Source organism: Thiomonas sp. OC7 (assembly GCF_900634595.1).
In the GTDB taxonomy this organism is placed as follows: Bacteria; Pseudomonadota; Gammaproteobacteria; order Burkholderiales; family Burkholderiaceae_C; genus Thiomonas; species Thiomonas arsenitoxydans.
Map to the genome: position 1 here is coordinate 2,872,138 of NZ_LR131953.1, position 12,425 is coordinate 2,884,562.

11 protein-coding genes are annotated in these 12,425 nt (G+C 64.3%); 7 read left to right on the forward strand and 4 right to left on the reverse strand.

Annotated features, from left to right (window positions below; genetic code table 11):
* Nucleotide 1 precedes the first annotated feature (1 nt).
* The 3 genes from BIO17B3_RS13780 to BIO17B3_RS13790 are packed head-to-tail and all read right to left on the reverse strand — an operon-like array spanning nt 2 to nt 1,438.
* Nucleotides 2-502, reverse strand: a complete 501-nt coding sequence (locus BIO17B3_RS13780; protein ID WP_156054465.1) for a prepilin-type N-terminal cleavage/methylation domain-containing protein — start codon at nt 500-502, stop codon at nt 2-4.
* On the reverse strand, nt 499-981 hold the full coding sequence (locus BIO17B3_RS13785) for a GspH/FimT family pseudopilin (protein ID WP_156054466.1): 483 nt from the start codon (nt 979-981) through the stop codon (nt 499-501). The genes BIO17B3_RS13780 and BIO17B3_RS13785 overlap by 4 nt, the downstream gene beginning before the upstream one ends.
* 1 nt (nt 982) lies before the next feature.
* Nucleotides 983-1,438 (reverse strand): type IV pilin protein, encoded by a 456-nt coding sequence (locus tag BIO17B3_RS13790; protein ID WP_156054467.1) that lies wholly within the window; start codon nt 1,436-1,438, stop codon nt 983-985.
* A gap of 407 nt (nt 1,439-1,845) precedes the next feature.
* On the opposite strand from BIO17B3_RS13790, the gene groES reads away from it, so the two are divergent.
* The 6 genes from groES to BIO17B3_RS13820 all read left to right on the forward strand — a co-directional run bounded on the left by groES (nt 1,846) and on the right by BIO17B3_RS13820 (nt 10,615).
* Nucleotides 1,846-2,136, forward strand: coding sequence for a co-chaperone GroES (gene groES, locus BIO17B3_RS13795; RefSeq protein ID WP_013104897.1), 291 nt, complete (start codon nt 1,846-1,848; stop codon nt 2,134-2,136).
* Between the two features lie 58 nt (nt 2,137-2,194).
* Entirely contained in the window at nt 2,195-3,835 is a 1,641-nt protein-coding gene (groL, locus tag BIO17B3_RS13800) for a chaperonin GroEL (RefSeq protein ID WP_156054468.1), read from the forward strand.
* A 136-nt stretch (nt 3,836-3,971) separates the two neighbouring features.
* A complete protein-coding gene (locus BIO17B3_RS13805) occupies nt 3,972-5,213 on the forward strand; it encodes a zinc ribbon domain-containing protein (RefSeq protein WP_156054469.1) in 1,242 nt (413 codons plus the stop codon).
* Nucleotides 5,214-5,268: 55 nt separating this feature from the next.
* A complete protein-coding gene (locus tag BIO17B3_RS13810) occupies nt 5,269-6,429 on the forward strand; it encodes a zinc ribbon domain-containing protein (protein ID WP_156054470.1) in 1,161 nt (386 codons plus the stop codon).
* A 63-nt stretch (nt 6,430-6,492) separates the two neighbouring features.
* Nucleotides 6,493-8,298 (forward strand): zinc ribbon domain-containing protein, encoded by a 1,806-nt coding sequence (locus BIO17B3_RS19255; RefSeq protein WP_232054298.1) that lies wholly within the window; start codon nt 6,493-6,495, stop codon nt 8,296-8,298.
* A gap of 28 nt (nt 8,299-8,326) precedes the next feature.
* The gene (locus tag BIO17B3_RS13820; protein ID WP_156054471.1) at nt 8,327-10,615 is read left to right on the forward strand and encodes a patatin-like phospholipase family protein; all 2,289 of its coding nucleotides are present in this window, start codon (nt 8,327-8,329) and stop codon (nt 10,613-10,615) included.
* Here the strand turns inward: BIO17B3_RS13820 and yihA are convergent.
* On the reverse strand, nt 10,596-11,288 hold the full coding sequence (yihA, locus tag BIO17B3_RS13825) for a ribosome biogenesis GTP-binding protein YihA/YsxC (RefSeq protein WP_156055296.1): 693 nt from the start codon (nt 11,286-11,288) through the stop codon (nt 10,596-10,598). The two genes, BIO17B3_RS13820 and yihA, sit on opposite strands and share 20 nt — an antisense overlap.
* A gap of 216 nt (nt 11,289-11,504) precedes the next feature.
* Here yihA and BIO17B3_RS13830 point away from each other — a divergent pair, with 216 nt between their 5' ends.
* A complete protein-coding gene (locus BIO17B3_RS13830; protein WP_156054472.1) occupies nt 11,505-12,221 on the forward strand; it encodes a cytochrome c in 717 nt (238 codons plus the stop codon).
* The last annotated feature ends 204 nt before the right edge of the window (nt 12,222-12,425 follow it).

A 12,425-nucleotide genomic window follows, 5' to 3' on the forward strand; every position in this document is an offset into this window, starting at 1 on the left:
GTCAAAACCCCAGCTGGAAGTTGTAGTTCTGTGTGCGCAAGGCGTTGCCGCTATTGGCGCCCCCGACGTTGCTCCACTGGATTTGCAAACCGAGGCCGCAGGAAGCGGCACTGCAGGCGTTGCCTTGCGCATCGGGGCCGGGGGTGATGGTGACCTTGGCATTGGGCAGCATGGTTGCGGGATTGCTGAATACATTGGCGAGAAAGGGCTGTAACGCTGGCGGGGCAGAGCCCGACGTGCTCGATGTGTAGGTAGAAGTGCCTGCCGCCAATTGACCGACTACCGCTGGGTTGGCTTGCACCAATGCCCAGAATTGGTTGCCGAAGGCAGCGGTGTCGGTGGCGTATTGGTTGCTGGTGACGGCAGGTACGGCCAGGCTGTAAAGCGAGGCGATGCTGAGCATGCCTAAACTGAAAACGACGATGGCGACCAGCACGCTGATGAGCGACATCCCGGCCTGATGCATTGCGGCGCGGGCAGGGGAGGTGAATAGGCGCGTCATGATGCGGTGTTGGCGTTGAGAATCACACTGCCCGAGGCGAGTACCTGCAGCGTCCAGGTCTGGCCTTGCGCAGCAGTCACGGTGATGGTGGGCGCGGTGTTGATGAAGCCTTGGCTATCGAAAGTGAGCGTCTGCGTGTTGCCGCCGGTGATGTTGCAGGTAATGCCCGGGTAGCTGTTGGCGATTTGGGTTGGTGACATTGAGTGCTCCGCAATCACCGTTCCGCCCACACTAGTGCTCCAGGTGCAGGTGTTGTTTGCCCCAAGGGTGATGGTGACCGGCTGCTGCGTGGTCACCGCCTGATTGCGCGCCCAGGCCACGTCTTGTGGAAACTTGTTGACCAGCACCGAGGTTTTGCCGGAATCGACCATGCTCACCAGATTGGGCACGACCATCAGGCCGAGGAGGGCGGCGATGGCGATGGTCACCATCATTTCGATGAGGGTGAAGCCCGTCTGACGTGACTTGATGAGGGACATGTCAGGTGTTTCCGGATTGATCGCGCGCCCAGCCATTCGATGTGGTTCCAGCGGGCAATGGCGGGGAACTGGTTCCGGGTGGCATGACCCAGCCTGAGGCGGGCACGCTGGTGGTGTATTTATTGCCGTCCTGGTCGATGGCGTAGCTGGGTGCGACGAGGCCGCCCGTCGGCGTAGCGGTGAGGGTGAAAGTCGTCGCCGTCAGGGTGGGGCAACTGAACTGGTAATCCTTTCCGGCGGGCGGTGTCGCGCAGATGGGAGCGCCAACATAGGTCCGGTTGTCCTGGTAGTACTGCTGCAGGGCCACGCTCATGCTGGAGAGGTTCGAGAACGCTTCGGTCAGCTTGCTGCGAGTGACGTAGCTGGTGTAGGCCGGAATGGCGATGGCCGACAGAATGGCGACGACCGCCACGACGATCATCAGTTCAATCAGGGTGAAACCGCGGTTGCGCTGCATGGATGAACTCTCCTTGCGCGCATTGTGGAATTGCTTTGCACAAACTGCCGCAGCGAGCCGACGAACGGTGTGAATCTGGCGACGAACGGTCGATTCTTTCCAATATTTACCGTATGTACATTTGGTGACGCGGTTGGCTGGGCACTGAGGCGGCGGGCGACCTCTCGGCGGACTTCTTGGCGATCACCTCCGCTCGCGGGGTTTGTGCGCTGGCTCTTGAAACCCGAAAGGCCGTCCCTATAATTAGCACTCGTTGAAGGTGAGTGCTAACAACGGCTTCATCGCACTGTCATGTACGCGCCTTCAAAATGGGTTTCTGGCCGTCGGTTCCGGGCATCGTCCGGGAGGCGGTTTGTCATTGGGCTCCGAGCAGGCGCCCGGTTTTCCACAAACTTCAGGAGATTTGCATGAAATTGCGCCCTCTGCATGACCGTGTCGTGGTCAAGCGTATCGAACAAGAAACCACTACCGCCTCGGGCATCGTGATCCCGGGCAGCGCGGCGGAAAAGCCCGATCAAGGCGAAGTGCTGGCCGTAGGGCCGGGCAAGCATGACGACCAGGGCAAGCTGGTGGCCATGGCAGTGAAGGTGGGCGACCGCGTGCTGTTCGGCAAATACGCCGGTCAGACCGTCAAGGTCGACGGCGACGAACTGATGGTGATGCGCGAAGACGACCTGATGGCCGTCATCGAGAAGTAATTCACGTCATTCGCGTGATCTGATTCCTGCTTCAACTGCAAATTTACGGAGAATTTCAATGGCTGCAAAAGACGTGATTTTTGGTGCGGACGCCCGCGCCCGCATGGTGGAAGGCGTGAACATTCTCGCCAACGCTGTCAAGACGACCCTGGGCCCCAAGGGCCGCAATGTGGTGCTCGAGCGCTCGTTCGGCGCCCCCACCGTGACCAAGGACGGTGTGTCCGTGGCCAAGGAAATCGAGCTGAAGGACAAGTTGCAGAACATGGGCGCGCAGATGGTCAAGGAAGTCGCTTCCAAGACCTCCGACAACGCCGGTGACGGCACCACCACCGCCACCGTGCTGGCCCAGGCCATCGTGCGCGAAGGCATGAAGTATGTGGCCGCCGGAATGAACCCGATGGACCTCAAGCGCGGCATCGACAAAGCGGTCACCTCGCTGGTCGAAGAGTTGAAGAAGGCCTCCAAGCCTTGCTCCAACACCAAGGAAATCGCGCAGGTCGGCTCCATCTCGGCCAACAGCGACGCGAATGTCGGCCAGATCATCGCTGAGGCGATGGACAAGGTGGGCAAGGAAGGCGTGATCACCGTCGAAGACGGCAAGAGCCTGGAAAACGAACTCGACATCGTCGAAGGCATGCAGTTCGACCGTGGCTATCTGTCGCCCTACTTCATCAACAACCAGGACAAACAGGTTGCCGTGCTCGACAACCCGTTCGTGCTGCTGCATGACAAGAAAATCTCCAACATCCGCGACCTGCTGCCCGCGCTGGAGCAAGTGGCCAAGTCCAGCCGTCCGCTGCTGATCATCGCTGAAGACGTGGACGGCGAAGCGCTGGCCACCCTGGTGGTCAACAGCATCCGCGGCATCCTCAAGACCGTGGCCGTCAAGGCGCCGGGCTTCGGTGACCGTCGCAAGGCCATGCTGGAAGACATCGCCATCCTCACCGGCGGCAAGGTCATCGCCGAAGAAGTCGGCCTGACGCTGGAGAAGGTGACGCTGGCCGATCTGGGCCAGGCCAAGCGCATCGAAGTCGGCAAGGAAAACACCATCGTCATCGACGGCGCTGGTGTGGCCGCGGACATCGAAGCTCGCGTCAAGCAGATCCGCATCCAGATCGAAGAAGCCACCTCTGATTACGACCGCGAAAAGCTGCAAGAGCGCGTTGCCAAGCTGGCCGGTGGTGTGGCCGTCATCAAGGTCGGCGCCGCCACCGAGATGGAAATGAAAGAGAAGAAGGCTCGTGTCGAAGACGCCCTGCACGCGACCCGCGCTGCGGTGGAAGAAGGCATTGTGGCTGGCGGCGGCGTGGCCCTGCTGCGTGCCCGTCAGGCCGCGGGCGAGATCAAGGGCGACAACCACGACCAGGAAGCTGGCATCAAGATCGTGCTGCGTGCCATTGAACAGCCGCTGCGCGAAATCGTTGCCAACGCCGGTGGCGAGCCCAGCGTGGTGATCAACAAGGTGCTTGAAGGCAAGGGCAATTTTGGCTTCAACGCCGCCAATGACACCTACGGCGATATGCTGGATATGGGCATTCTCGACCCGACCAAGGTCACCCGCACCGCGCTGCAGAACGCCGCCTCCGTGGCGGCTCTGATGCTGACCACCGAGTGCATGGTGGCCGAGGCGCCGAAGGACGATAGCGCACCCGCCATGCCCGGCGGCGGTATGGGCGGCATGGGCGACATGGGCATGTAATTCCAGGTCTCGTCCAGCAGCCTGCTGCAACGCAAGCCCGCCATCCGCAAGGATGGCGGGCTTTTTTGTCATGGAAAACGCATGAAGCTGTCAACGCTCTCGCTAAGATCGTTGCCATTTCGATCTGGGGGCCAACATGCCACGTTTTTGTACCCAATGCGGCACGCAGAATCAAGAAGACGCCAAGTTTTGCCGACAGTGCGGCGCGTTGTTGCCGACTCAGGTCAAGCCGATGCAGCCCCCAGAGGCCGCTGCCCCCCATCCCCAGAATGAGGCGAGCCAGCAAGCCGAGCAGGCGGAGCAACTTCAGGCGGCGCAACTTCAGGCGCAGCGCGATGCACAGGCCTTGAGAGACGAAGAGGCGCGCCGGGCTGAAGAGGCGAGACGGGCCGAAGCCGAGGCCGAGCAGTCCCGGCGGCAAGCCGAGCGACAGGCTCAGGAGGCCGCTGATCGGCAAGCGCAGGCACAGGCGCAACTGCAGCGCGCGAAGCAGCAGCAGGCGGAGAAAGAAGCAGAAGCCGCCGCGGCTGCGGCTGCGCGAGAAGCCGAACAGACCGCGCAGCGTGAGCGCGCGCAGCGCGAGGCCGAGCGCCTTGCCGCCACGGCCCGGTTGGAAGCGGAAATACGCGAGCGTGCACAGGCGGCCCGCGCCGCGCCGCCGCCCCGCAGCAGTGCCTCGCCCGATCAATCGCCTCGATCCGGGCGCGGCCAAGGCGCCCAGCAGCCGGTGAAGGGCAGCAACGCGTTTCTCATCGGCGGTATCGCCACGGGCGTGATTGCGCTGCTGCTCATAGGCGGGGGAGGGCTGTGGTGGTCGATGCAACCTCCGCAGCAAGACAAGACGGGCGCTTCCGTAGGTGCGAGCGAGGCGGCGTTTGCGGCGTCGGCCCCGGTTCAGTCAACGGCGGCGAGTGCATCCCGCACCGCTGCGGCCGCGCCTGCCCCAGCGTCGCAGGCCGTGCCGACCACACCGGCGGCGTCGCCGCCGCCGCCTGCGGTCGCACCCAAGCCTGAGCCTGTCGTGCGCAAGCCCAGCACGGCCACGCCTGCTCCGGCGGTGCCGCAGCGTCAGGCCCAGCCGGAGACCTTTGCGCCCGTTGCTGCGCCTGCGCGCCCTGCGGCGCCAGCGCCTCAGCCGACGCAGGCCCCCGCGTCCGTCGCAGAGCCCGTGCCTCACGCCGCACCACCCAAGCCGACGGGACGGGTCGAAGCCCTGCGCGCCGCGCTTGCGGCCTGTCAGACCAAGGGTAATTTTTTCACCCAGCAACTCTGCATTCAGGAAACGCGCTGGAAGTATTGCGGCGCGCCGCTGTCGCCCGATCCGCTGTGGGGCAAGATTCCCGAATGCCCCAATTCGTCGGAACAAAACAATCCGTAAGAGCGTGTACCGGGTTTGACCCGACCAAACTTCACCACCGTCCAGGGAGGACATCATGACCGTGAAAACCACCAACAACCTCGGCGTGCTGCTGCGCAGCTACGAGGCGCTGCACAACTGGCGCGCGCTGGCCATGCTGGCGGGCAGCTTCGTGCTCGGCGGGCTGGCGATCAGCGGGGGCGCGGCGGCGGGCATGAGCTCGGGCAGTTACGCGGTGACGATGCTGATGAGTCTGCTCGGCACGATCATCATCGTTGTGGGCATGAATGCCAGCGGGCTGATGCTGGTCGATCAGGCGTATGACCAGCCGATCCGCGGTTTCGCCCCGGCGTTTCTGGGCGGGGTGCAGGCGGCGCTCTATGTCATCGGGCTGCTGATTCTGCTCGGCCTGGGGTTTGCCGTGATTCTGCTGGCGGCTTATCTGCTGTCGCTGTTCGGCCGCATTCCGGGCATTGGCGGGTTTCTCGGCTTTCTCCTCGGCGGGCCTTTGGTCGTGGTGGTGGCGCTGGCTTACGCCGTGCTGCTGCTCGCCGGGCCGCTGATGATTGCGGCGGTCTGGCATGGCGAGGGCTTCATCGCCAGCCTGTCGCGCGCCGTGGGCATCGTCACCCAGCGGCCGCTGGAAGTGTTCATGCACTTTCTGGTACTGGGGCTGCTGGTGTTCCCGGCTGTGGCGTTCATCTTTGCCGTGGTGTTCGTGGGCAGCATGTTCGTCGGCGGATTTTTTGCCGCGGGCAGTTTCGGCGGCATGGGCATGGGGGGCTTCGGCGGTATGGGCGGTATGGGGGGCTTCGGTGGCTTCGGTGGCATGCGCGGCATGGAAGGAGTGGCGCTGGGCGGCGCGGGCATGGGCGGCGCGGGCCTGTCGATCGGCCTGGTGTGGTTTCTCGCCTGGTCGGTGGTGAGCCTGATCTATGTGCTGGGCATGATCTTCGTGTACCGGGCGGTGAGTGAAGGCGTGGAGTCGGATGGGTCTGAGCAGATTGGGCAGAAGCTGGCCCAGTTCAAACAGAAGCTCGACGACTACAAGCCACGCCCCGCACCTGTCGCGCCGCCGCCCCCGGCTCCGTCGGCTCCTCCGGCCGAACCTCCCGCTCCATCACCGGAGCCGACTTCCCCCGCCCAGTCGGCCGACACCACACATTGCCCGGCCTGCGGCGCCGCCGTGCAGCCGGACGATGTGTTTTGCGGTAGCTGCGGTTATCGGCTCAAGTAAACACGGTCCCTGAAGCCAGGGAAGCCAGAAAATCGCCTGCCAACACCCATCCAACCCATCATTATGAGTTACGAATTCTCCGACCGAAGTCAAGCGCTGAACCTGCCCAATCCCTACCGCATCGAAAATCTGTTTCTCTATTTTGCCGCAGCGGCGTTGCTAGTGGCGGGGTTGGTGGTGCTGTTTCAGGTGCGCGGTCATTTGCAGGCGGGAATCGATGCGCGTGGCGCTTCGGCGCTGGTGCTCGCCGTGCTGTTGCTGTCGGGTGGCATCGCCTGGATGTGGCGGGCGTTCAGCCAACTCAACTATTTTGTCGGGCGCGGTTTGCCGCGCGGCCTGGCCCCCGAAATCCCGGAAGGTCAGGACGGCTCCAGCACGGCCGGGCAGGAGGTGCGCGAGTTGCTGCGCAACGGGGCGGTGTTTTTTGAAGACCCGGGCAGCAACCCGCTGTATCGCTTCATGCCCAACCTGATTTTCGCGCCCTATGCGGTGCGCGCCGCAGCGCACCGGCTGGCGCAGAACGGGGTGGCGCTGGCGGCCTATATCGTCAGCATGGCGCTGGCGCTGCTGGTGTTTTCGAATGCGCTGACCGCAAGTTGGCTGGGCCTGTTTTATCTGGTGCTCGGCTATCTGGTGATTTTCCAGCCCATGATCCGCGGCAATCTCACCGCCCAGTCGAACACGGTGCAGAACGCCAAGCTGAGCATCGGTCTGCTGGTGTTGCTGGTGGTGGCGGCGGTGATCGGCCCGGTGCTGCTGGCCTTGTTCAGCGCGCAGTTGCCAGCATTGCCAGAATTGCAGATCAACAGCGCGCTGTTTTTCAGCGCCATTGCCGCTTTCGTGGCGACGGCGCTGGGGCTGGCGACCTTGAAGGAGCAGATGGGGCCGCCGCCGCAGTCCGTCGGGTCGGCGCAGACCACCGAGGTGTGCACCATGAACTCGCACCCGGCGAAGCTGATGGAACAGGTCGACCGCATGCTGATGGAGCGTTGGAAAGAGGCCATTCCCAACCGGCACTATCTGCGGCAATCGCCCGAGGTCAAGGGCCGTCAGGGCCAGTTCCGGCTGGAGTTGGTGGAAGAAACCCAGCCGATGCCGCGCGAGCGTGCCACGCCCTCGGGTCTGAGTCATGCGATGGCGCTGCCGCAGTTCCGCTGGCTGGTGTTGCTCTCGGCCTGGTTTGCGCTGCTGATGGTGATCGTTGCGGTGGGCGCTTATGGCCTAGCCCACGCCTTGTTGCAGGGCGGCGATCTGTCTTTCTGGGTCATGCTGACCCTGGGGCTGAGTGTGGCGGCGGTGTATGCGCTGCGCAGTGCGCATGCCCTGTGGGGGCGCTACGACTTTCGTTCCACCGTGATCTGGGTCGATATTCAGGGCAGCTATGAATCGGCGCGCATGGAAATGGGCAATGTGCTGGCCGATCGGCTCAAGACGGAAAAAGACGTCATCAACATCGAGGCCATGACCTTGCGGGTCTGGGCGTCAGAGATCGACACCGTGCTGTTCGAGCGCACCGGCCCGAGACAGGTGCTGGCCATGCGCGGGCTGCCCGACGTGGCGCGGGGCATGGCGGTCGAATTGCGCGGCTTTGGCCAGGAGCGCCCCACTTTGATCGCGCCGCAGTCCAGCCTCGATGCGGAGCGCGCGGCGCATATCGGGAAGTTCAATCAGTTGCTCGGCGGCGGCGCGGAGTCGGCCGCGGTGCTGCCCGCGGCGACCGCCCAGGCCCTGGGGCTGATGCCCGCCGCGCCGGCGGCCGAATCTGCCTCGACGACGCCTTCTCTGAAAGAGCGGTTCTGTTCGCAATGTGGCGCGCAGACGGCTCCGGAAGATCGGTTTTGCGGCTCTTGCGGAAACGCTTTGGCCTGAGTGCCAGGTAAGGGCCGAGAAAGTTCGCATGCGGCAATTTCCAGGCTACAGGCGGATTCGGGGCGCGGCGGCTGCGTGCCTGATCGGGGTGCTGGTCGTCGGCGGCTTGTCGCTGCTGCCTGCCGCCGCTCAAACACCTTCCGCGCCCGCGCTTGCACCCACCGTCGTGCCCGGCAAGACCTGTCTCGTGCTCTCGGGCGGCGGGGCGCGGGGGCTGGCGCACATTGGCGCGCTACAGGCTTTGCAGCAACTGCGCGTGCCGATCGACTGCATCGCCGGCACCAGCATGGGCGCCATCATCGGCGGGCTGTATGCCGAGGGCGTGTCGGTGGATGTGCTGCGCAGTCAGGTTTCGGGCATGGACTGGGCCAGCGTGCTTTCCAGTCGCCCGGCGCGCGAAGGGCTCGCCTTCCGCCGCAAACGGGCCGACGAGCAAATGCCCGGCGGCATCGAGTTCGGGTTGAGCGATCACGGACAGGTGCAGTTTCCCAACGCGGCGGTCAACACCACCCAGCTTGAGCAGGTGCTGACCAATCTCACCCTGCCCGCGCTGACCGTGCGCGATTTCAACGATCTGCCGATCCCCTTCCGCGCCGTGGCGACCAATATGGTGACGGGCAAGAAGGTCATCCTGCAGCAGGGCGTGCTGGCCACGGCGCTGCGCGCGAGCATGTCGGTGCCGGGGGTGTTTCCGCCCACCGAGTTTGGCGGTGCCTTGCTGGGCGATGGCGGACTGGTGGACAACTTGCCGGTGGATGTGGCGCGCGACATGGGGGCGCAGCATGTGGTGGCGATCAATATCGGCACGCCGCTGGCGTCGCGCGAATCGCTCGACAACATTGTCGGGCTGACCTCGCAGATGATCAATATTCTGATCGAGCAGAACATCCGCGCACAGATCGCCACGCTCAAGCCGGGCGACGTGCTCATCTCGCCCGACCTCGGCGACCTGTCCTCGCTCGATTTTCAGGCCGGCGACCGCGCCATCAAAATCGGCTATGACGCGGTGATGGCCGCCCGCGCGCAGCTCGAACCGCTGGCCTTGCCGCCCGCGCAGTACGCGCAGTGGCGCGACGCCTTCGCCCGCCGGGCGCAGTCGCTGGTGGCGCAGTTGCAGTTCAACGCGCCGCTGGCCGGGGTGGAAGTGCGCGGGCTGTCTGCGGGCATCGATCAAACCTTGAAAGCCCGGCTGGAGCAAAAGCCCGGCGAGCCGCTGCAGTTCGACAAAGTGCGCACCGATGTCGATCGTCTCTTCGGCAGCGGCGATTTTTCGCGGGTGGATTACCGCCTGGTCTCCGGTCGGCGCGGACAGGTGCTCGAATATCGCCTGCAGGACAAGCCCTGGGGCCCCAACTATCTGCGCTTCGGGCTCGGGCTCTATACCGATCTGCGCAACCAGTCGCGGTTTTCGCTGCAGCTCTCGCAGCGGCGGCCCTGGCTCAACAGTCTGGGCGGCGAGTGGCGTAACGATCTGCAGATCGGCTGGCGCAACCGCTGGATGTCCGAGCTGTACCAGCCCATCACGCGCGGTGGCTGGCTGTTCGTCTCACCTTATCTCGATCTGGACGCGCGGCCCGTCGATGTGTATTCCGGCAACAACCCCGTGCTGCGCTACCGCCTCACCACGCAGCGCGTGGGCCTGGATCTGGGCGTGCCCCTGGGCGACTATGGCGAATTGCGCGCCGGTCTGAGTCGGGCGAACATCTACGGCACCTATCTGCTTGGGACGCCGCCGCTGAACAACAGCAGCGCCCTGCTGCGCGAAGGCGGCATGCGGCTGCTGGTGTTGGCCGACCGGCTCGATCATGCCTACTTTCCCCGCAAAGGCTGGAGCGGGCGGGGCGAGCTGTTTTTCGCCCGCACCGCGCTGGGCAGCGATGCCAATTACGACCGCATCGACCTTTCCGGGCAGGACGTCGCCAGCTTCGGGCGACACACCGTGGAGGTGGCGGCCCGGGTGGCCAGCTTCCGCGACCGCGCCGGGCTGCTCAATCTCGACTACCTCTCGCTCGGCGGCTTCGACGCGCTGGGCGGCTATCGCGAGGGCCAGCTCATCGGCAACTATCTGATCTATGGCCGCATCGGCTATCGCTACGAACTGGTCACGCCCGGACTGTTTGGCGGCGCCGCCTATCTTGGTCTGGCCTACGAGCGCGGCAACACCTGGGCGCAGCGCGCGCAGGTCAGCCTGAGCGATCTGCGTTCGAGCACCAGTGTGTATCTCGGCACCGATACGCCGCTGGGCCCGGTGTATTTCGGCCTCGGCAAGGCGCCAGGGCAGAAAGTCAACTTCTATCTCACTCTGGGTCGGCCGTGAGGCCGCTCGCCGCGCCGGACTGCCGGTCGGATTCGGAACCTTCTGTCGGCCGCGCAGCCTCCTCAAGCCAGCTTTCAATGAGTTGCGACGCCGATTCAACGCCCGACAGCTTGGTAGCTGAAAACAGTTGCAGCGAAATCGGCGCCGTCATGCCCACCGCCTGCGCGTGCTGCGCGAGTTGATCGCGTGCCGCCTGCGCGGCGCGCTGTCCCTCCTGGCGGTTGAGCTTGTCGGCCTTGGTCAGCAGCACATGCAGCGGCACGCTGGCCGGGGCCATGAAAGCCAGCAGGCTCAGATCGGTTTCGGTCAGCCCCAGGCGCGAATCGGCCAGCAGAATCAGCCCGACCAGCGGCCCGCGCTCGGCCAGATACTGGGCGAGAAACAACTGCCAGCGCTTTTTGTCGGTTTTGGCCACCGCCGCATAGCCGTAGCCCGGCAGATCGACCAGCAATCCGCTGGGTGAGTCTTTAGGGCCGACGGCGAAAAAATTGATGTGCTGGGTACGGCCGGGCGTTTTGGAGGCGAACGCCAGTTGCCGCTGCTGGCACAGGGTGTTGATCGCCGTGGATTTGCCCGCGTTGGAGCGGCCGACAAAAGCGATTTCGGGCAGCCCGGTAACGGGCAGGTTCTCCATCGAAGAACTCGTCACCATAAAGCGCGCACTGTGGAGCAAGGGGCTGAAACGCACCTGCGGGGGGGTTGACCTGCTGGAATTCCCTATATTCGCCATAACTTATGTATCGGTAGGATGCGCCATCTTGTGCAAACAGGCTGGCCGGGTGCAGCAAAGGGCTGCGCTCTCGCCGGTGTCCGAGCCGCGCGGCGCAGTGCATTGTCGCTGTTTGTCACTGTTAGTCCGGCGCGGGCGAATTTCTGATGGATCGCTTTCATGCCTACCCCTTCGGTTGCAGTGCGCGTTGTCTTGACTCTTGCCGGCCTGTCGCTGGTGTCTGCTCCATCGTGGGGCGCAGACGCCCCGGCGGCTACGGCGTCCAGCGTCAGCGAAACTTCCTTTCCCGCGCCCACGCCGGCGCAGCTTCAGGCGGGCGCCAAGGTGGCGCAGACCTGCGCTGCCTGCCACGGCATCGACGGGAACGCCACTTCGACCGAATTTCCCAAACTGGCCGGCCAGCATGCCGACTATCTTGTCAAGCAGTTGCACGACTATCGCATCGCCAAGGGCGCCAAACACCCGGCGCGGGTCAACGCCATCATGAATGGCATGGCGGCAACGCTGACCGACGCGCAAATCCGAGATGTCGCGCTGTATTACAGCCGCCAGACCTTCAAGCCCGGGGTGGCCTTTGCCGACAAAAAAGAGTTGAAACTCGGCCAGGCGATCTGGATGGCGGGCATTCCCGACCGGGCCGTACCGGCGTGCGTATCGTGCCATGGACCAGGCGGCGCGGGCATGCCTTCGCGCTATCCGCGTATCGGCGGGCAGTGGCAGGGCTACCTGGAAATGGAACTGCAGATGTTCCGCAACGACCGCCGCACCAATAGCCCGGAAATGCACGACATCGCCTCGCGCATGACCGACAAGCAGATCACCGCCGTGGCCGAGTATGCGGCTGGCTTGCGCGCTCCGTCCGAGTTGCCGCGCTGAATCGGGCCGCGCTCCAGCCGAAAGGCGACCGATACGCTCTGTTACCGGAACTTTCGCCCGCCGGGCATGCTCTGTCCTACGGCGAGACCAAGGGTGAGAGTCAGGGTTAGATGGCTTGGGTTTGGCTTGAAATGACCCGGCACGAACGGCCGCTCGCTCCGCGGAAAATCACGCTGCCCCAGCTTGGCGCATGACACCTCTGGC